Raw genomic sequence first — 19,983 nt, 5'->3', positions numbered from 1 at the left:
CTTTAATTAATATCTTACCGATATACTAAGAGTAGTAAAAGAGGATGACTTTGAAAAAGATTATTATTGCAGACACATTAACAGATTTTAGGGAAGTTGATCTCAACGATCTCTATGTTGAGGCGTTGTCTGGAGTCGTTTTTTCAAACCAATATGCTTTTGATTCTGGAAAGGGGATATGGAGTCATTTAAGTGAGCACCAGATTCCTGATGTGGTAAGAAAGGCCCTGCAAAAATCTCCTACAGATTTTGATTGTCCTGAAACTTCGCCAGAAGGTATGGCCATCATCCAAAAAGTTGAAGCACCAAGTACAGACCAAAATGAGTTAGTAGCTATTATTTCTAGGCTAATTAAAGAAGAGGTTGGTCAATTACGTGATGAAATGTCTGTAAAGGTGGAAGCAGTTGAAACACGTATTGGTGATGCGATTAAGAATATTCCAAAACCAGCAGCTCGTGAAATAGAAGATAGTGGAGTCGATGCAGGTGAGTACAAGAAAAAGTTTGAAGCATTAAAAGTTAAATATAAGAATCTTTCTGTAGAGAATAAATTGGCCAAGAAGAACCTTTCTAAGGTTATTGCTAAGGCCAAGGCGTTAAATGCTAAACTTGAAGTTGCAGAAAGAGAGCTTGAACACTTCAGAGAATATTCATTAAAAGCTTCTCAAACACCTACAAATAATGTGGAAGAAGAAGTATTAGAAGTTACGAATGAAACACAAGAAGTTAATCATCCTGAAGAAGATTTAAGGCCAAAGATTAATATGATCTCACAAGATGTCCTCATCAGTGACGGACCAGTTATTGACGAGACTGATGCCAGCGAAGAAGTAACTGGTGAATTTGATATTTCAAGTGGAGGACTTGAGATGGCCTCTTCTAGTCGAGCGCAATCAGATGATGACGAGCTTGAAAGTCTTAATCTAGAAGGCCTTAAAAGTGGTAAGTCTTATGAAATCTCAAATAAGAAGACTTGGTTATATGATACAGGTGCTGGAGTTGTCGGTCCTCTTCGCTTTGATGAGATGCTAGAAGATCTTATCAAAGGAAATATTAAAGGCGACACTCTTGTGAAAAAGAAAGTTGGAGCTTCTTGGGTTCCTTCAAGAGACTGCCTAGAGCTAAATACAAAAGCAGAAAAGATCTTCGATGATGCGCAAAATCCAGAAAATAATAAATACTTAATAGAAAGAACTGAATATCGCGTTGGCCTACAAGAAATTGTTTCGTTCTCTATTCGCGGAGTTCAAAAAGAATTTAAAGGTTATTTAACAAACCTTTCTTTAAGTGGTGGCTTTATTGAAGTGACACAATTTGAAGATGTTTTTACGCAAGATTCAATGGGAACAATCTTTATCTCTGAAGGCCGCTTCGAAAGAGCAATAGCAGTTGATTTTACAATTATGCGTACAAGTGCTCAAAAGAGACCTAAAGGCCTAGGAATACGTTTTGAAGCAGTTTCAGATACAGTCTTAGAAGTTATTGGTGAGTGTATGTTAGAGATTCTCAATAACGACGATCAAAATAAATCTGCTGCATAAATTTCGCATCGAATAAATCCTGAAATTAATGTTTCTAATAATGAGCTTGATTAAGTTGAATGTTAAGTTGATAATATTAGAATAAAGAAATGGTGGTTCGGGCGGGACTTGAACCCGCACGGGGTTGCCCCCACTGGATTTTAAATCCAGATTGTCTACCAATTCCAACACCGAACCGTTAATTGCGTTTTAAGATTTTGGACTATAATGTGTATATTTGTCAATTCAAAAAAACTACTAAATTCATTTTTCTTTTACTTGTCTTTACTATAATTGGTTGTGCAACAAAAAAAATTGTACTTCCAACGAAAGAAGTTAACCCAAGTTGGTTTGATGCAGGTGAGAAATTTTCCTACAAAAACTATGAAGGTAGAACAATTGGTCATCTATTCTTCGACTTTGCACCACAGATTGATGTAAAAAAACGCCTTGTTGATGTTTTTATTACAACGCCCCGTGATAGTGCCTTCCAATATGACATTGATCTTGTGAGTGGCCGTCTCTACAAAGAAAGAAATTATTGTAAAACTGAAGATATCTGGAAAAATTATTCCTCATCTATTAATAGGCCAAACTTTTCTTGGGCCTATATTCCAAGGCTACTTGGAAGCAATGGAAGACCTCAACGAGTTGCAGTATTTGGCGATTTAAAATATCTCGTTGATGGCAAGTTTCCTAATGAAGAAACAATTCAGGTTCAAGTTATAGGTGGTGTTATCCTTAAGAGTTGCTTGAGTGGTTTATGTGACTTGAGAAACCAGTGGGACTCAGAGGTTATTTTGATAGCAAAGAGTATGCTTGATGAAGATCTTACTAAAGCATATGGACTTAATTCGTTAAAGAAATATGTTGATTGGGATTATTTTAAAGCATTCCTTGAAAATTCAATGGGTCACAATGATATCGGTCGTACATCAAAAGGCGCTTATCGCTTAGAGTCTCCAATTCTTCCAACTAGAGCTTTAAAATACGTCATTAACTCAGGACATTTATTTACAAATAAAGAATTAGCAACCCTAAGAAATTCATGCCAAAGTGTTTATGATAAGGCCTTAAGGGTATTTAAATCTAAAGAGGGAATCGCTAAGAGATTTCAAAATTATCATAAGAATTATTGGAATAAATTTTTAATTTGTCGTAAATATGTCCGTCACTTTAATATTAAGAATCAGATGAAAGAACATTGGTTAATTGAATATTTAAGTGCATTTGAATATGCAACTGATTCTGGTTATTATTACAATTGTCGAAGTCGCTCATGGGTTAGAAATATCAGAGACTCTAAAGGGGAGTTTGTTGTGGATTCAGCAAAGGAGATTAGAGGCTGCAATGATAGGGAAGTAATGGGAGCTTTTCCATCTGCTATTAGTTTACTAGCTTCTTTGGCCAATGCAAATGCTCCACACTATCGTTATATTGAATATGATAGTGGTGCAGACACATTCAATCAAAAGATTTATAATTGGGTATGGTTCAACGGTAAGAAATTGAGTTGTGACAATACTAAAGTTAAACAAGTCTTTCCAGTTGATGTGAAGTTTAAATTAAATTAGGTTTTAAATGAAATTTATCAATATATTAGATTCTATTCGTATTTTATCAAAGTCTGAGTTTGCTCTTGAAGCATTTAGACTCAAAGACAATGATCATATTGTCTTTAATAGTTTAACTTGTCTTGATTTAATGAATTCGCAGAAAATTAAAGATGAGTTAGATCTCTTTAACGGAAGATTCTTACTTATTTATCAATTTCAAAACTTATTGGAACACAAAAGATACTTCTATGGAATTAGCCTGAGCTATGGGCAAACAATGTCTTCGTATGGACACTTGTTTAATGCACTAACTTGGCATGAAGCTGAAGTAAATCGAAACTTTGGAATTCATTTCTATCAAAAAGAAGATCGTATTCAAGAAGAAATTATCACTCCTCAAAAAAAGTATCGTTTTGAAAAGGATTCAGGCTCTAGTGAATTATGTAATACTTACTTTAAACAGGCTCCCCTTAGAGGAGAAGGTGTTGAAGTAAGCTTACAAAAGTTTTTAAATCCTGCTTCTAAATCAAAGATGATCTTTGATGTGGACTCTGATAAAGTTGAAAACTCTATTTTTAAATTTCACTTTGATAATCATATAAGCTTTGAAAAAAATATTGAAACAATGACTATTGAAAACGCCATCAACTCAATGTTGGGGACAAGCTTTTCAAATCGTCTAATGGCCTCGTTATTACTTTATGAATTTGATGAATATGTAAATCATAAAAATAAGCGCACAGACTTAAATATTCAAAGAATGTTTACGTTTGAAGTTTTTAGCGCATTAGAAAATATTAAATGCCTTGAAAAGACATTTGCAAAGAGTTCTGTGGCCGAACTTAAATGTATATTTAAATCTCAATATAATAAAATTATGCAACTCTTTGCTTCTGATGGAATTAAAGACCTTGAACAATTAAAGGCCATTTTAGAGATGCAAGATCGTAAATGGCTATATGACATAAGAGACTGCATTCATAATTTTGAAAAAGAATTAGATAAGGCCTATCAAGTTGTTGAAGGAAATGAGCTGTTTTTAAAGTATAAAGACTATTTTAATTCAAATCTTTCGGCACTTGATCATTCACTAAAGTCATATCCTCTACAAAGCTTAGGTTATCATTATAATTTAAAGAAATTTGAGAGTTTTTATGAATATGATGATTTAGACACTCAAGAGTTCTTAAGCCTAAATGGCTCTACTTATGAGTTGTTAATTATTCGTATTAAAGAACTGAGAAATACTTATTCGAATATCATTAAAATTTGTGAAGAATATCCTGTTGTGAAATTAAAATACCAAACACCTTCCTCGGATAGTGAAATAGAGCCTAAATCTGGGCTTTTCTTAGGTGTTACTCAAGTTTCATCTGGAGAGCTAGGTCTCGTACTAAATTTAAATGATGATGGTAAGTTTGATCGCTTGCACTATATTTCTCCATCTGTGACTAATCTTGAGTACTTCAAAAGACGCATCAAGAAATTTGCATTGCCTCAAATGGCATGTGAATGGAATGTTCTTGGCCTAGATGAAGAGGAGATTGTTAAATGATTTTAAAAAAGTCGATTTATAAAAGAAAGTCTCGTATCTTAATATTTTTTAAAAGATTAGCATTATTTATTAATGCTAAAAAGAAAGCTTAATCGCTAGTTCACTTGCTTTTATTGATGTTGTTGGAAGGTTTAAAGTACCTTTGTTAAATAAGGGTGTAATCGCCTTTATAAAATCTATTCGAGGAATCTCAGTTGCTCCAAATGATTCTGTAATAGGTGTAACCATTTGAGTGTCTAAAAATGGTATGCCTTCTTCAATAAGAATACTTAAGATGCCTAGTAGTGCAAGCTTTGAAGCATTTGTCTCTTTAAAAAACATGGACTCACCACTTAGGAAATGTCCAATTTTCACTCCGTAGAGTCCTCCTATCAAGTCGCCATTTTCGTTTTTTACTTCTACGCTATAAGCAAGACCTTGGTGGAAGAAGTTGTAATATCCATCAATAATTTCATCTGTTATCCATGTTCCATCATTTGATTTGGCATGTACTTTTTGACATTCTTTGATAACTCCCAAAAAGTCTTGGTTAAAACTTATCTTCCAATTACATTTTTTTACAAATTTTTTTAAACTACGATTAAATCGTATGTTTTCTTGTAAGATAACTCCTCTTTGCGGTGGTGAGAACCAAGCAAGGGGATATTCTTCAGAAATTGGCCAAGGGAAAATACCACTTTGATAGGCAAGTAGTAGAGAATCGTGATGAAGGTCTCCTCCGATGGCAAGAAGACCCTGTTCATCTGCTATATCGACTGGTGGAAACTCAATTATTGGCATTCGTCATGGCCTCAATCATAAGAGCACTCATTGCGGCACCAACTTCTAATGTTGTTTTGGATCCTTGTTCGCTTAGCCCAACAAGTGGAGCAATTTCAACCATATCAGCACCTGTTAATGAAAATGCATTAGTAAACTCTTTGATCATTATAGCACATTCATGAGGCATAAGACCTTCAGGCTCTGGAGTTCCTGTCGCACTTGCTACGCTCTCATCAAGAGCATCAATATCAAAGCTAATATATATTTCTTCGATGCCTTGTTCTTGTAATTCTTTGATTGATTTAAGAGCAAGCTCTTTTGCTCCTATTTCTTTCACATCTTTTGCCCAGTATTGGTTGATTCCAAATTCTTTTTCCCAATGCTCTTTTGTTTTACCAGTTGAACGAATACCGTATTGGTAACAGTGAGAAGGGCTTTCTAGGTCATCCAGTACATGTGTAAGCCATGAACCAAAACAATAATCAATGCCAAGTCTCTCACGTAATAAGTCTGTATGGGCATCAAAATGAATTAGGCCAACTTTTTTACCAAGTGAGCGACGGTTTGTTATCCATGCCTTAACAAGAGGGTAACTTACTGAGTGGTCACCACCAATACTAAAAAGCTTAAGGTTTTGATTGAATTTAAAGACTTCATCAACACTTGCTTTTGCAATACTTAAAGGTGATACACTTAATTCTTTGCCTTTATAGAGTGCATTTTGAGCACTCTTAATTGTTTCGTCATTAAGATATTTATCGTGAAGTAGGTGGGGAATAACTCTGATATCACCAAGGTCAAAACATGCTTTGTAGACTTCTTGATGATCTTCTAAGAGTGTATTTCTTAAAAATAATGGTCCCCAATTTGCACCTCTTTGAATTCCGCCACCACAATCAGATGCGACACCTAAAATAGCGCATCCATCTTTTTGTGAAAGAGATTCTAAACTTTTTCTCCATTTTTTCTCAATTTCCGAAGTTTCTGTACTTTGGTATAGGGATTGAGTGAGCTTATCTTTTCTTTCTTTTGCAGTATTGACGGTAAAAACGCCAAAGCCGGGAGGACAAAGGTAGTCGTTTAGTAAATTTTCTTTGTTACTCATATCGTTATTCCTATTTAAATTAAGAGATTTCCTTTTAATCGATTCTTCATTTGAGCATTCTCGTACTTACTGAGAGTGTTATCTTGCATGAATTCTCTTATAATATTTTTTTCAAAATTAATTATTTCTTCATTTATTCCATTGTAAACACCTGCAATATGAGAGCTAAGCTTTATATTAGAAAGATGTTTAAAAGTAGCAAACTCGATTGGTTCTTTTTCAAATACATCTATGATGGCAAAGGCCTTACGATTCTTAGTTAGAAAATCATTAAGTTTATCTGCGTCAATAAGCTTTCCTCTTGCGGCATTCATTATAATGATCTCTTCTTTTAAAAGAGAGAACACTTCTTCATTAATTATGTGATGAGAACTTTCATTTAAAGAACAGGCCATAATAAGGATATCTGTAGTATTTAAAGCCTGCGCGAAGTATTTTTTGTTATGCGACTTATCTTGGTATGGATCGTAGTAATTGACTCTGCTTCCCAGTGTTTCAAGCGTGTGGCCGACTTTACTGCCAATAGGTCCTTTCCCAATTATTAGAACATTCTTTTCGTTTAAGAGGTTACGTCGAAACCGCCTCGATTCATCCCATTCTTTTGTAATCGGAATCTTACCGAGATGATTTAACAGGGATTGTATGTAAAATTGGGCCACGGCATTTGCTCTTATTTCATTTCCTAGAATAATTGGAAACTGAGCTTCTTTAATGAATTTATAACTGAAATTATCATATCCAGAGTTTGGGTGAATCCAAAGTGAGATATTTGCATGAGAAAGAGATTCTACAATTTCTTCATTCTTAGTGTAGCTTGTGGAAATAACGATAACTTTCTTTCCATCAGGTATCTCTATACTTGTGTCGACGTACTTTATCCCTAGTTTACTAAGTGCATCTCTTTCATTTATACGAAAGCTTTCACCTTGGTAACTCGATATTTCTGGCCGATAGAGATAGTATGTCATGCCTCTAATTTAGCAAGTTTTTTACTACTTTACTACAGGTCGTTGTAGATTAGAGGCTTATCATATGTGGTGCATCGTCTATGGTAACGAGATGCACGATTATTCGCATGGCGATATGTCGTAACTGTTCGACATTTCTTTTCTTTCTTCGTGAAAAGGTCCTCTTGCGCATTGTAATCGATATCAAGATTTGAAGCCATTTCAACTTTAGAGACAAGATTTAATCTACGATCACGTTTTGCTTTAAGTGATAAAATAAAATCGACACCAGAGCCTTTTGTAAAAGCATTTTGAATGATTTCATCTGGTGAAATAGTATGACGTCCCAGAACATAGCTTGTTGGCCATCTCTTATAACCAAATGCATGGTATGGAACTTCTGAACATACAACCTTATCTAATGTTGAGATATCAAAATTAAAGTCATATTCTTTCCATAGCTGCTCAAGTGCTACTTCAGCAGTCATTCTTGCTTGCCATTTATCATTAAGAATGTTTCGGTCGCGAATTATTGTAATCTCATCGATTTCTAGAAAGTCCTCTAGTGAAACCATACGGCTTCCTGGACGAATCGATTCAACAATTGTTTTTCCTTGGCGGATAAGGTGATGATACTTGCGAACAAGAGGTGCATCCCATAAACCGTATTGTTTTAATTGCTCTTCAGTTCCTAAATAGATGGCAATGTGACCAAAGTGTCCTGGAATGAAAAAGTCTGTTGCCGCAAAAGGTGTTTTTTCAGCAATAATATCAAGGGGTCTTAAAATTTTATAAAGTTCATTAACGGCAACTTGATGGTTTTTCATGTAACCATGACGAAAGCGAATTGCTCCAACAAAGTTTCCAAAAAGACCTGATACAAAGTTTGTCGTTCGATTCCAGATTTCAACAAACCATGTTTCAACATTTTGAAGCTTTAATTTTGGGATTGCTCTTCCTAGTATCGTTTGCTCAATATTGTGTTGTTCTAATATTACGACGGCCTTTGTTACTGTCGGATTAAGTAACTTCAAATAGTAGTAGTGATTATCCACAAAACGATTAGCTTCAAATTGCAGGCTTTGTGCAAATTGATCTGTTTGTGGAATCTCTGAGAACTTCTCCATAACAGCTTTCTGTTTTGGATTATTGATCATATTAAAAATTTCAACCGCAACTTTCTTTACCTCGTTATTCTTAAAGAAGATCTCAACTGCTGATCGGTATAATTTAACATAATTAATTTTAACGATTAGACTTGCTAGTCGTTGTTGGGCAGTCGCGATTTCATTAACTTTAGATGATGTTTTGAATGTATTTGTAAATAAACTCGTCTTCTCTAATAAGAGGATAGTTGAGTTCATAAGGGCCCTCATAATCGAGAGATCTTCGCCCTTTATTGGAAGATTATTTACAGCTCTTTTATGGAGAGTATTCGCATATTGTCTTGCTATGGCCTCTAGCTTCTTTGCTTGCTCATTAATCTTCTGATATTGCGCTAATTTTTCATATGCACCAGACTTGTTAAATGTTGTCTGATTTACCTTGTCGTCAATTTCATGGAGGGCCATGATTGTGGACTTCATATTCTGCTCAGCATGAACCTGAGAAGTTAGAAGGATGACTAAACTTAGAAAAATGGTAGTTAAAATATTATTCATGTAATAATTTCCCTAACTTACGTTAACTTGAATCAGCTTATTTATGCCATTTTTAACGCTACATGTCCTCCCGATTGTAAAATTTTTGTAGTATCTATTCTTTCCAAGTATTTTCTATGTTAAAAGGATGTATATTTAAGGACTTACAATAGAGGATAAATAATGATTTCAATTAAATCAAAGCGTGAAATTGAGCTTATGAGAGCAACGTCGAAGCTAGCTTCTTCGACTTTAGAATATATCGAACAATTTATTAAACCTGGTGTAAGTACTGAAGAGTTAAATGATCTTTGTCATGAATATATTATAAAAAATGGTGCGTACCCATCTCCATTAAATTACCACGGGTTTCCAAAGTCTGTTTGTACTTCTCTTAATGAAGTTATCTGTCATGGAATCCCAAATAAGAAAGATGTATTAAAAGACGGTGATATTTTAAATATTGATGTAACAACGTATTTAAATAAATTTCACGGTGACACAAATAAAACATTCCTTGTAGGTAATGTAAGTGAAGAAGCTAAGAAGCTAGTTGACATTACATACCAATGTACAATTGAAGGAATTAAGCAAGTTCGCCCAGGTGGTCATATTGGTGACATCGGTGCGGCCATTATGGAAATAGCTCACGATCACGGTTATTCAGTAGTTGAAGATTATTGTGGCCATGGAATCGGTAGAGAATTCCACGAAGATCCTCAAGTTGTTCACGTTGGAAAACGTGGAAAGGGCGCAGAGATGAAGCCGGGGATGACTTTTACAATTGAGCCTATGATTAATATGGGTGTTAAAGACTGTAAAACTCTCAAAGATGGCTGGACTGTAATCACACGTGATAAGAAATTATCGGCACAATTTGAACATACAATTTTAGTTACAGATTCTGGTTTTGAAGTCTTAACATTAAGAAGTGATGAGGTTCATCCTTAATAAATGAATACTTCACTTATCGCACCTGATTTAAGAACTAAAAGGCCTTGCTTAATTGAATTAAGGTTTTCGAAATTTAATCAGGTTCGCGAATTCTTTATTGATACCGAAAATGATGAACTCAAGAATTATCTTGGTGATCTCTTATCTAGTGTCCAACAAAATAAATCTTCCCTAAGTGAAGTTATCCTAAGCTACCTTCAAAACGATGAGAGATTTAAAGTCGAATTATTTGATTTCTATAAAGAAGTTCTAATGTACTTTAATCCAAATCAAGGGCTTGTTATTGATACAAGTGAAATTCTTTGTCGCTGTTTTGGAATTACTCGTAATGAAGTACAAAACTTAATATCTAATGGTGCAAAGGACTTACTCACTATCACAAACTTAACGAAAGCAGGTGGAGGTTGTGGTAGTTGTGCTGTTGATATTAGGCCAATGCTTAAAGGACAAGGCAGCGAACGTAAGATTCCAGAAGTTACTTTTTTAAATATAAAAAAAGAAAAAGTAGCAGGGAAGAGCCCAGTCGATTTTCTTAGAGAAGATCTCTTTCCTTTTACGGATAAGTTAAATGATATTGATGTCGAAGGATTAGTTGGAAATCATCTCTATGTTGTTGGAGATGAGGAAAGTGAGTCATCTTTAAAATTAAAAGACTTCTTGGCCCAAAAAGATAAGACGATTAGTTTATTTTTTATTTAACTGCTTTCGTTGGCTTCTTTTGGCACTTCTTTAAGATCTGATCTATATTCTCAAGTGAGTCATAAAGACGTAGAAGGTCTTCTTTTGAGCCTTTTAATGCAATTGAATCTATCTCTTCTTCCAAATAGCGAAACCTAGAATAGAATTGAGTAAGGCCTGGAATGTTCTTTGTCAGGCAATCAGCGCTTGCCGCTTGCATTTGAATCTTTGACATATATTGCATAAGAACTTTGATGGATTTCTTTCTAAATTCATCATAGGTTACCATGGCAAATTGCACGCCTGCATCACCCTCATCTTCTTTAAAGTTAAAAAGTCCTTTCTTTCCTAAAGTCATTGCTTTTAAAAGTTTTAAAGAAGGGCTCTGTTCTGGATGGGTACAATATTTCTTGTAATTTCCTGCTGCTAACTCTGGATTCCCAACAGATGAAATCTCATTAATCATAATTTGATTTAGATGATACTTTGGGCCAGTGTAGTGTTTTTTTGCATAGAAACTTTCTTCTTTACCAAGGCAAAGAAGAATTGTCTGAGCACTTGCTTGTGCTGGCATAAATATGAAAAATAGAGTGATAATTAAAAAGTATTTCATTCGCGTTTGTTATGTTAAATTAATACAGTATAATTATTTTACTTTAAGACTAAATTAAAAACTAGGGTAAGTTTTGAAAGAAATGGGTTTGATCGACCATTTAGAAGAATTACGTAGCGCATTGGTAAAGATATTAATTATTATTATGGCCGCCTTTGTCGCTTGCTATGCCTATGGAGACTTAATTCAAGAAATCCTACTAGCACCCCTAAGAGAAGCTTTAGGTGGTGACACTGGTGGAAAGGTTGTCTATCTAGGCCTTCTTGATAAAGTTCTTTCTCAATTTCAAGTTGCTTTCTATTCAAGTGTGATTCTTTCATGCCCACTTTGGTTCTATCAAGTTTGGAAATTTATAGCGCCAGGTCTTTATGACCATGAGAAAAAGGCCGTAAAGCCCTTTATTGTTATTGGTCTCTTTCTTTTTGCACTTGGTGTATCTTTTGGTTACTTCATTGTTTTTCCTTTAACTTTCCAAACTCTCATGAGCTTTGGTGTTCAAAATGTTGAAGCAACAATTGCACTTAAAGACTATCTGGTCCTTTCTAGTAAGGTATTAGTGTTCTTAGGTCTTATTTTTCAACTTCCAAATGTAATGCTTATTCTAGGCTTTATGGGAATTGTAACAAAGCAATCTTTGGCAAAGATGCGACGCTATGTCTATGTGGGCTTTGCTCTTGTCTCAGCAATGCTAACTCCTCCAGATGTTATTACAATGATGGGGTTATGGGCACCGCTTGTTGTTCTCTTTGAAGCGGGAATTTTGGCCGTTGCGTTAATCGTGCACCCATATCTTGCTCGTCATCACATGAAATAATCGGTATGATTTCTCTATGAAATCATTAATGAAAAAGAAACACGTCTTATTAAGTTTAATTTTTGGTATTTGCTTAGCATGGTTTTTTGCCACAGCATTTATTGACTTTATCGCCGCTCCAAATATTTTTCGAAATGTGAGCTCTCTTAAAGAAGCGGGAACGCTAGGTGGGATTATATTTACATCATTTAATATAATCGAGATGATCTTTGCCATTGCTCTTATCTTTTTTACAATTCTTTATAAGAAGAAAGGATCAAAAGCAACGATCATACTTAAAGTTCTGGCGGCTTCAACTTTAGTTCTAGCAATTGTTTATACGACGACATTATCTCCTGGTATCAGAGATACAAATATTGCTAAATCTAATTACACTCACACTGATGAAGAATATCAAGTTCTTGAAGAAAAACTTAGAACTTATCATAACCTCTATGTAAAACTTGATAGCTATAAATTACTCGCACTTCTTACTATGTGTGGGATAAGCATTACAGGGCTGGCCAGATTAGAAACGAAAGAAGGTGAGGCATGATCTTAGTTACAGGTGGTGCCGGATTTATTGGAAGTGTCTTAGTTGCCAAACTAAATGAAAAAGGCCGTGAAGATATTATTATTGTTGATCGTTTTGATCACAAAGATAAGTGGAAGAACTTAAGGGGACTTAAATACGCTGAGTATTTCCATGCCGATGAATTCTTTGATATCGCTTTAGAAGAAGTACATAAGTCGATTTCTTTCATTTATCACATGGGAGCATGCTCATCGACGACTGAGATGGATATGGACTATCTTATGGTTAATAATGTTGGCCATTCAAAGTACTATTTTGAATTGGCCAGTGATCTAGGAATCCCATTTATCTACGCTTCAAGCGCTGCCACTTATGGTGATGGTGAACTTGGTTATGAAGATAAAGAGGAAGAAATCGGTAAGCTTAGGCCACTAAATCCTTATGGTTATTCAAAGCAGCTATTTGATGAATGGGCCTTAAAGCAGGAGACTAAGCCAAAGCACTGGTTTGGTTTAAAGTTCTTTAATGTATATGGCCCTAATGAATATCATAAAGAAGAAATGCGCTCTCTAGTTCACAAGGCATTTGGACAAATAAATGAGACAGGCCAGGTAAAACTATTTAAGTCTCATAAAGATGGCTATGAAGATGGTAAACAACTTCGTGACTTCGTTTATGTCAAAGATGTTGTCGATGCTATGATTGAATTATCAGATAAAGAAATGGCCAAGCATTCTGGAATTTATAATATTGGAACTGGAAGGGCCGATAGTTTCTTAAATCTTGTAAATGCAACATTCAAGGCAATGGGCCTAGAACCAAAAGTCGAATTCATCGATATGCCTATGCACCTACGTAAGCAATACCAATACTATACTCAAGCTGATATGGAGAAGTTTAGAGGAATTCTTCCTAACTTCGACTTTCGCATTGTAGATGAGGGTGTTGAAGATTACGTTAAGAACCATCTTATGAAGGATAATCCTTATGTCGAATAAGAAGGAGAGTGGATTTAAGTCAATTCTTGAGGCCATCTCTTTAATGAATAAGGAAGAGAAGGATACTCTTATAGGTAACCTTTCTCGAATGGATGCTCAATTGGCCCAAAAACTTAAGGCCAATATGTATCGTCTTAAAGATCTTCTTTATATAACTCCAAAAATGCTAAGTGAATTTCTAAGAGAAGTTAAAACAGAAAGTTTTGGAAATGCTCTTAAGGTAGTAGATGAAGAGGTTCGTAGCGCAATTCTTGCTAAGCTGCCAAAGAGTATTCGCCAAGATGTTGAATTCTACATCGATAAGAAGGTCCCAAAATCTCATGCTTTTGAGGCCCATCGTGACGTTATGGCCGTATTCACCCAAATGATCGATGATGAGCGCCTTATTATCTCCAAGGACGATAAAACCGTCTAATCTCAATTAAAATTGCCGAGTGGTGCGTTATGACAGGGGCGAATCAGGCCCAAATACGCCATAATGACACCAAATCTTACATAAATATGACTAAATCTCTAGATTACTAAGACAAAAACTTGGCACGGCCGTTGCATTATACATTGGCAGAGAAAGGAATCTCTCTAAAGTTCTCAGGAAGAAAGCTTTAGTTAAGACGTGATGGACTACTTATTTTTAGATTGGATGGAGATACTATGAACATTGAACAAAAAGAACATTTCAAAAATCTTTTTATTAATCTTAAAAATCAACTGGTCAATTCAACAGGAAGTGTCGAGCAAGTTTTAACTAATCAGGCCAGTGGTGACATCATCGACCAAACTTCTAATGAGAGAGATGCACAACTAAAATTAAAACTAATGGGAAGGGATAAATTTCTTCTAAATAAAGTAAACCGCGCACTTGATAAAATCGCAGCAGGAACCTTTGGTGAATGTGAAGAGTGTGGTGACAATATCTCAATGAGAAGATTACACGCTCGTCCAATTGCAACTTGTTGTATTGCATGTAAAGAAGAGCTTGAAAGAGAAGAGAACTCTCGTACATACGAAAAACGCTCTCATACAAATGGAAATAAACTGAGCGCACATAACAAAAATGTTGGATTCAATCATGCTGATGGTATGGATGAGAAAACAAATGTTGTCTCAATTGAAACATTTGCAAGAAAGTTCGATGAGAAGAACGCAGCTTTTTAATAATTAGAAATAAAAGGGATATATAAAAAGGCCAGCTATGAAGCTGGCCTTTTTTTGTAGGTAAGTAATTCTTATTGTGTATTTAAATTCAATGTTCACCTATAATCGTAAATATAATATCTTTATCATGGGGGAGCATATCAAGTACTTTTTGTTATTTATCATATCTATTTCTGGTTTCTCGACAGAAAAAAAATATCCCACTTTTGAGATTGGAAAAGAATATATTCTCTGTGGAAAGTTTCAAAATGGTGGAACTCTTTATAAGAGAAAGGATGGCGATAAACTTTTAGAACCTTTCTTAAATGATGTTATTGGAGAATGTCGTACATTGAGTGAACCTGATAATGAAACAGGTTCTTATCCTAGCTTTAAGATAATCAAAGTTGAAGATAAGAAGTTTGTTAATGTAACGTATTTGAAAAGAAACCAAATGTCTTATGACTTCTCATCTAAAGAATTACATTTTGATGCTTGGCTTACTCTTGACGAATTTTCGCCAGCTATAGTTATTAAGAATAAGGATGGAAGTAAGTCAGCCTCTAACATTAATGTATGTAGTTTGTTAGGAGAGAATACATCTAAAGAAAGTTTTCCTAAAACACTCGTCTACTTTCCAATTCCAGATTCACCGGGAGGCTTTTGTGATCCATTTTAAAATCATCTTTTATATATGTTTAGTAATACCCCTTCATAGTTATGCGAATAAAGTTAAATTTTCTGGATGTCGTGGAAGTGGTCATGGTCATTTTGGATTTCATGTTAATGGCCATATAAAAGGTGGAGCTATTACTGTAGTTAAAAATATGAATTTAGGTACTATAAGAAATCAATTTGGTGAAGTGACGTTTGATTGGTTCGGTCTTAAAAGTAAAAAGGTTGATATAGAGGCTTTGAAAAGAGGTATTATTATCCATAAATCAAGACTTGCAAATAGTGATATCAAGACCCTCACATATAAAAATGAAACTTGTGAGGTTAAGAAGAGTAAAAATAATAAATGGCGAATCGGAAATTGTTTAAAAAATGAGAATGCACCTATTAGCTCTTATGTTCGATATGATAAGAAGACAAAGGATGTAAAATATTTATCAGAGTACCATTTACACGAAAAAATATCGATTTCTGAGGATGAGAAGAATTCGATTAAAAACATTATTAAAAATTATCCTCTTCTGAGCTCAGACTACAAGACCCACTTCTTTAAGGAATTTGATTTAAAGGTTATTGAATCATACAAACTCGATCTTTCTGGGACTAAGTATTTTAATATATTAGTCCAAAGAGAAGTCTTGAATAAAAATGGAAATAAAACTGTAAAGAGAATTGTTGGATTTAAAGCAAACTTCCTCAAAAGAAATAATATTTTAAAATTAGTTGCAACAACTGCTATGGACCCAGTCTCTGGCTATACAGATAATATAAGCTATTTAGGGGGAGACTTCTGTAATCGATCTCCTAATATGGACAATTTAAAGATAACTAGTTCTTTAGATTTAAATGGTGATAAAAAAGCAGATATTATTTTTCTTGGAGTTGAAGAAGATAATGATGGTAAAAAGTTTCTACTTGGCTCGGCATATGTCATTTCAGATGATTTAAGAATAAGCTACTTTGAAGGAACTACAAGCTTTGGCCCAGATTTCAATTTATTTGCAACTCCAGATGACATTTTAGTCTCAAAAAAGAATTAAAAAGGCCAGCTATGAAGCTGGCCTTTTTTTATTTCCAGGAAGGTATGCCTATCGATTTTAGGCAAAAGCCTTAGTCGACATTTACTGACTTAGTTGACTTGATAGTTCACTAATGAGGTCTTGTGATCGTTTTACAAATGAATCACGCTCTTCTGGTTTTAGGCCCTCACTTGAGATACCTGCAAGGTCTTGTACGTGAACACATAACTTCTTAGCAAGTTCTTCATTCTTACCACTTGTGTGAAGTTTATACGCACTTTGAACAAGTGGGTTTGTTGCATTAACAACGAGTGTTTTCTTGATTGGGAATTGTTGTCCTCCACCCATTGACTGAGTCATTTGAGCAAAGCGCTTCATTGATTCATCAACCTTGAAATAAGCTGGAGTTGTGGCACTTGCAATGCGACCAATCTCAAGGCCACGATCACTTGGTGCTTCACCTTCTTTTTCTTCAAGTTTGATATCAAGGAATTTCGCAAACATCTCTTTAACTTTAATATCGTCTTCAGAAGTTGCTTCACTTGCAAGTAGGTTTTCAATTTCACTATCAACACTTACAAATTTGATCTCAACTTCTTCTTCACCTTTTTTGAATTTCTTCATTTCTGAGTGTTGAATAAAGTGTGGATCAATATGATTATCTGTTTCAAGTGCAGTTAATCCAACTTCCTTAAGCTGTGCTAGTAATGATTGATTAGCATTCTCTTTTTCAAAGTAGAGTACTTTTCCTTTCATCTTTTCAGCATAGTCAGCTGGAACAGATTCAAGATACTCATTAAGAGTAACAAACTTGCCTTCATTTGTTTTAAATAGGGCACGCTCACGCATGATCTTGTCAAACTTCTCATCAGAAACACATCCGTACTTAACGAAGAGTCCGATATCTTCCCAGATGCTCTCGTACTTTTCACGGTCTTTCTTATTTAGTACTTTTAGGGCCTCCGCAACTTTTTTCACAATGTAATTTGAAATCTTTCTTACGTTTGGATCACCTTGAAGAGATGAACGTGAAACGTTAAGTGGGATATCGTGTGAGTCAATAGCACCTTTAAGAAGTCCTAGGAATTCAGGGATGATATTCTTTACGTTATCAGATACAAATACCTGACGGCAGTAAAGGCGAATATTCTTATCACCAACTGGCTTCATTGGATTATATTTTGGGAAGAATAAAATACCATTTAAAGTAAATGGGTGATCAACATTTAGGTGAATCCAAAAAAGTGGCTCGCCGTCCATTGGAAAGAGTTTACGGTAAAGACCTTTGTAGTCTTCATCTGTTAATTCTTTTGGATCACGCTTCCAGATTGGATTAGTATCATTTACGATAATTGGCTCAACATCTTTACCTTTGTCTTCGCCGTCTTCAATCTTTTCGTTTACGTCACGAAGAGAGATTTCATATGGCATGAAATCACAGTGATTAGAAAGAGTTTCATTTAGTTTCCACTTATTTAAGAATTCCTCTGAGTCTTCATTGATGTGAAGAGTGATTGTTGTCCCAACTTCTTTCTTATCAGAGTCTGAGAAAGTATATTCTGTGTCTCCTTCACAAGTCCATTTCGTTGCCGTTGCACCTTCATTCATTGATAGAGAGTCAACTTCAACTTTTCCTGCAACCATAAATGCCGAGTAGAACCCAAGTCCAAACTTTCCAATGATGTCTTTATTTGATTCACCACCAGCATCTTCCATTTTTTTGATAAATTCTTCTGCACCTGAGAAGGCAAGTTGAGCAATATACTTTTCAACTTCTTCTTCAGTCATTCCGATCCCATTATCAGTAACAGTAATCGTCTTTGCTTCTTTATCAACAGCAACTGCTATCTTTCCTGTTGGAACTTCTAATCCTTTTTGGCGGCCAAGTTCAGCACGCTTTGTAATGGCGTCACTTCCATTGGCAATGAGCTCACGAATGAAGATATCATGCTCAGAGTAAAGCCATTTTTTGATAATTGGGAAAATGTCACTTGTAGCTACGGAAATTTGTCCTGTGCGGTTAGTCATTTGTACTCCTTATATTAATAATCAAATAGATAAGTGTCTTACAGCTATAACATGGTATGCTTTTTATAGGCGTCAAGGGTATTGGCCAAAAAAATTACATAAGATCTTAAAATCACTGATAAAACAATGTATAACTAAGTTCATTATTAGAATTCTTTAAAAAGGGTAGTTCATGGATAACCATGTTCAAAATATTCAACTGATTTCAACTGGTGGTACCATTGAGAAATCATATAGTGAAAGTGATGGCTCACTTAAGAATCGTGATTCATTCATTCGACAAACTATTATCGATCGCCTTAGGCTTCCATATACGAAGCTTCACATTATGAATATCATCAATAAAGACTCTCTTTATTTTACCGATTACGATCGCCAAGTTCTTCTAAAAACGATTAAGTCTCAACTCGAGAAAAATATTCCTCTTATAATCCTTCATGGTACAGATACCATGGCAAAGTCTGCAAAGTTCGTTTATGAAGCATTAGACGGAGCAAAAGAACTAAATGTTCCAATTATTTTTACCGGTGCAATGAAGCCGATGGGCTTTGTTGATAGTGATGCCTTTCAAAATGTTACAGAAAGTCTTTATGCTGCTAAAATAGTAGATGCTGGTATTTATATCTCTTTTCATGGACAATTATTTAAAGTCCCTGGTGTGAGAAAGAATCACGCAAAACGTACGTTTGAATATATAGACGACGAATAAAGAAGCATTTGGAGTATGCAATGGATATGCAAGATAACTCAGAAATAGAAACAGTAACATCAAGCCAATATGGAATCATTGAAGCAATGTATGATGCTATTAGTATAATGAAAGAGCGTCTTGGCCCTTATTCTATTCTCTTTGTCTTCTCATTTCTTTTAAAAGCATATGCTATATACAATGCTAACCTAGGGGATATGGCAACTGATATGAAGATCATTGAAGCGGCTATCGTCAATGTTCTCGGTGCTGTTTTTCAATCTGTTTTAATTTTGAATCTCTTCTTCTTTGCTCTCAATGACCTAGACTTTAAGATAAAGAAAGTCTTATGGGATATACCAACATATGTCTTCTTTGGTTTTTTAATGAGCTTATTAACTGTTTTAGGTTTTGCCCTGTTTGTTATTCCCGGCCTTTATGTCATGTATTTCTACATGGCCCTGCCAATGGTTGCGATTCTCTTTGATCAAGAAGGTGAATCAAATTTTAAGATCACTAAGACAAAGGTATCAAGTCTTGGTGGTACGTACGCAATTTACTTTGTTCTAACGATGATTATCTCTGGTGTTGGCACTATCGTTACAAATTATGCTCCAGGAACAGGAATTCCAATGGGAATTCTCTACATTTCTTGTCTGATTTTGACTCTTGTTCAGGATGTTATGGCCGGGCTTGTTGTCGCCCTCTTCAATAAAGCATAAGTATCTGAATATTGGTATTTTTCGACGCCTGCTCTCGTTGGCAGGGGCTTCTACATTGCAA

20 protein-coding genes and 1 tRNA gene are annotated in these 19,983 nt (G+C 35.0%); 14 read left to right on the top strand and 7 right to left on the bottom strand.

The features are described 5' to 3' along the window. Positions 1–50 precede the first annotated feature (50 nt). Entirely contained in the window at positions 51–1,541 is a 1,491-nt protein-coding gene (locus BALOs_RS09415) for a PilZ domain-containing protein (protein WP_162929635.1), read from the top strand. Between the two features lie 90 nt (positions 1,542–1,631). Here the strand turns inward: BALOs_RS09415 and BALOs_RS09410 are convergent. Further along, a tRNA-Leu gene (locus BALOs_RS09410) sits at positions 1,632–1,718 on the bottom strand. Positions 1,719–1,750: 32 nt separating this feature from the next. Here BALOs_RS09410 and BALOs_RS09405 point away from each other — a divergent pair. Beyond that, positions 1,751–3,094: a hypothetical protein gene (locus BALOs_RS09405; protein ID WP_120405015.1), complete on the top strand. Its 1,344-nt coding sequence runs from the start codon at positions 1,751–1,753 to the stop codon at positions 3,092–3,094. A 7-nt stretch (positions 3,095–3,101) separates the two neighbouring features. Further along, positions 3,102–4,631: an NADH-quinone oxidoreductase subunit C gene (locus BALOs_RS09400; protein WP_120405014.1), complete on the top strand. Its 1,530-nt coding sequence runs from the start codon at positions 3,102–3,104 to the stop codon at positions 4,629–4,631. A gap of 75 nt (positions 4,632–4,706) precedes the next feature. Here BALOs_RS09400 and aat read toward each other — a convergent pair whose 3' ends face one another. The 4 genes from aat to BALOs_RS09380 are packed head-to-tail and all read right to left on the bottom strand — an operon-like array spanning position 4,707 to position 9,106. Further along, on the bottom strand, positions 4,707–5,411 hold the full coding sequence (gene aat / locus BALOs_RS09395) for a leucyl/phenylalanyl-tRNA--protein transferase (protein WP_120405013.1): 705 nt from the start codon (positions 5,409–5,411) through the stop codon (positions 4,707–4,709). Continuing rightward, positions 5,398–6,498 (bottom strand): arginase family protein, encoded by a 1,101-nt coding sequence (locus tag BALOs_RS09390; RefSeq protein WP_120405012.1) that lies wholly within the window; start codon positions 6,496–6,498, stop codon positions 5,398–5,400. The genes aat and BALOs_RS09390 overlap by 14 nt, the downstream gene beginning before the upstream one ends. 14 nt (positions 6,499–6,512) lie before the next feature. After that, positions 6,513–7,466 carry an NAD(P)-dependent oxidoreductase gene (locus BALOs_RS09385; RefSeq protein ID WP_120405011.1) on the bottom strand — a complete coding sequence of 318 codons (954 nt, stop codon included), beginning with the start codon at positions 7,464–7,466 and terminating at the stop codon, positions 6,513–6,515. Positions 7,467–7,498: 32 nt separating this feature from the next. After that, positions 7,499–9,106 (bottom strand): YiiX/YebB-like N1pC/P60 family cysteine hydrolase, encoded by a 1,608-nt coding sequence (locus tag BALOs_RS09380; protein ID WP_120405010.1) that lies wholly within the window; start codon positions 9,104–9,106, stop codon positions 7,499–7,501. Between the two features lie 159 nt (positions 9,107–9,265). Between BALOs_RS09380 and map the strand changes: the two genes are divergently transcribed. Both map and BALOs_RS09370 read left to right on the top strand, forming a co-directional pair. Beyond that, the gene (map, locus tag BALOs_RS09375) at positions 9,266–10,036 is read left to right on the top strand and encodes a type I methionyl aminopeptidase (protein WP_115363315.1); all 771 of its coding nucleotides are present in this window, start codon (positions 9,266–9,268) and stop codon (positions 10,034–10,036) included. A 3-nt stretch (positions 10,037–10,039) separates the two neighbouring features. After that, on the top strand, positions 10,040–10,738 hold the full coding sequence (locus BALOs_RS09370) for a (2Fe-2S)-binding protein (protein ID WP_120405009.1): 699 nt from the start codon (positions 10,040–10,042) through the stop codon (positions 10,736–10,738). Here the strand turns inward: BALOs_RS09370 and BALOs_RS09365 are convergent. Beyond that, positions 10,731–11,330: a hypothetical protein gene (locus BALOs_RS09365; RefSeq protein ID WP_133296975.1), complete on the bottom strand. Its 600-nt coding sequence runs from the start codon at positions 11,328–11,330 to the stop codon at positions 10,731–10,733. The two genes, BALOs_RS09370 and BALOs_RS09365, sit on opposite strands and share 8 nt — an antisense overlap. A gap of 82 nt (positions 11,331–11,412) precedes the next feature. Here BALOs_RS09365 and tatC point away from each other — a divergent pair, with 82 nt between their 5' ends. The 7 genes from tatC to BALOs_RS09330 all read left to right on the top strand — a co-directional run bounded on the left by tatC (position 11,413) and on the right by BALOs_RS09330 (position 16,505). Next, positions 11,413–12,144, top strand: coding sequence for a twin-arginine translocase subunit TatC (gene tatC, locus BALOs_RS09360; protein WP_233500283.1), 732 nt, complete (start codon positions 11,413–11,415; stop codon positions 12,142–12,144). A 16-nt stretch (positions 12,145–12,160) separates the two neighbouring features. Then, positions 12,161–12,679 (top strand): DUF4149 domain-containing protein, encoded by a 519-nt coding sequence (locus tag BALOs_RS09355; RefSeq protein WP_120405008.1) that lies wholly within the window; start codon positions 12,161–12,163, stop codon positions 12,677–12,679. Further along, positions 12,676–13,656, top strand: coding sequence for an ADP-glyceromanno-heptose 6-epimerase (rfaD, locus tag BALOs_RS09350; protein ID WP_120405007.1), 981 nt, complete (start codon positions 12,676–12,678; stop codon positions 13,654–13,656). Before BALOs_RS09355 ends, rfaD begins: the two co-directional genes overlap by 4 nt. After that, a complete protein-coding gene (locus BALOs_RS09345; RefSeq protein WP_120405006.1) occupies positions 13,646–14,071 on the top strand; it encodes a FliG C-terminal domain-containing protein in 426 nt (141 codons plus the stop codon). Before rfaD ends, BALOs_RS09345 begins: the two co-directional genes overlap by 11 nt. A gap of 236 nt (positions 14,072–14,307) precedes the next feature. Beyond that, a complete protein-coding gene (locus tag BALOs_RS09340) occupies positions 14,308–14,811 on the top strand; it encodes a TraR/DksA family transcriptional regulator (protein WP_120405005.1) in 504 nt (167 codons plus the stop codon). 91 nt (positions 14,812–14,902) lie between these two features. Then, positions 14,903–15,469, top strand: a complete 567-nt coding sequence (locus BALOs_RS09335; RefSeq protein ID WP_120405004.1) for a hypothetical protein — start codon at positions 14,903–14,905, stop codon at positions 15,467–15,469. Then, positions 15,456–16,505, top strand: coding sequence for a hypothetical protein (locus BALOs_RS09330; protein WP_120405003.1), 1,050 nt, complete (start codon positions 15,456–15,458; stop codon positions 16,503–16,505). Before BALOs_RS09335 ends, BALOs_RS09330 begins: the two co-directional genes overlap by 14 nt. An 81-nt stretch (positions 16,506–16,586) precedes the next feature. Here the strand turns inward: BALOs_RS09330 and htpG are convergent, their stop codons facing one another. Beyond that, the gene (htpG, locus tag BALOs_RS09325; RefSeq protein ID WP_120405002.1) at positions 16,587–18,512 is read right to left on the bottom strand and encodes a molecular chaperone HtpG; all 1,926 of its coding nucleotides are present in this window, start codon (positions 18,510–18,512) and stop codon (positions 16,587–16,589) included. Between the two features lie 172 nt (positions 18,513–18,684). Between htpG and BALOs_RS09320 the strand changes: the two genes are divergently transcribed. Next, positions 18,685–19,221: an asparaginase domain-containing protein gene (locus tag BALOs_RS09320; protein ID WP_120405001.1), complete on the top strand. Its 537-nt coding sequence runs from the start codon at positions 18,685–18,687 to the stop codon at positions 19,219–19,221. Positions 19,222–19,241: 20 nt separating this feature from the next. Then, the gene (locus tag BALOs_RS09315; RefSeq protein ID WP_120405000.1) at positions 19,242–19,922 is read left to right on the top strand and encodes a hypothetical protein; all 681 of its coding nucleotides are present in this window, start codon (positions 19,242–19,244) and stop codon (positions 19,920–19,922) included. The last annotated feature ends 61 nt before the right edge of the window (positions 19,923–19,983 follow it).

This window comes from Halobacteriovorax sp. BALOs_7, assembly GCF_003612895.1.
In the GTDB taxonomy this organism is placed as follows: Bacteria; Bdellovibrionota; Bacteriovoracia; order Bacteriovoracales; family Bacteriovoracaceae; genus Halobacteriovorax_A; species Halobacteriovorax_A vibrionivorans.
Note: the sequence above shows the minus strand (reverse complement) of the source record. Positions and strands in the feature narration are given on the sequence as shown.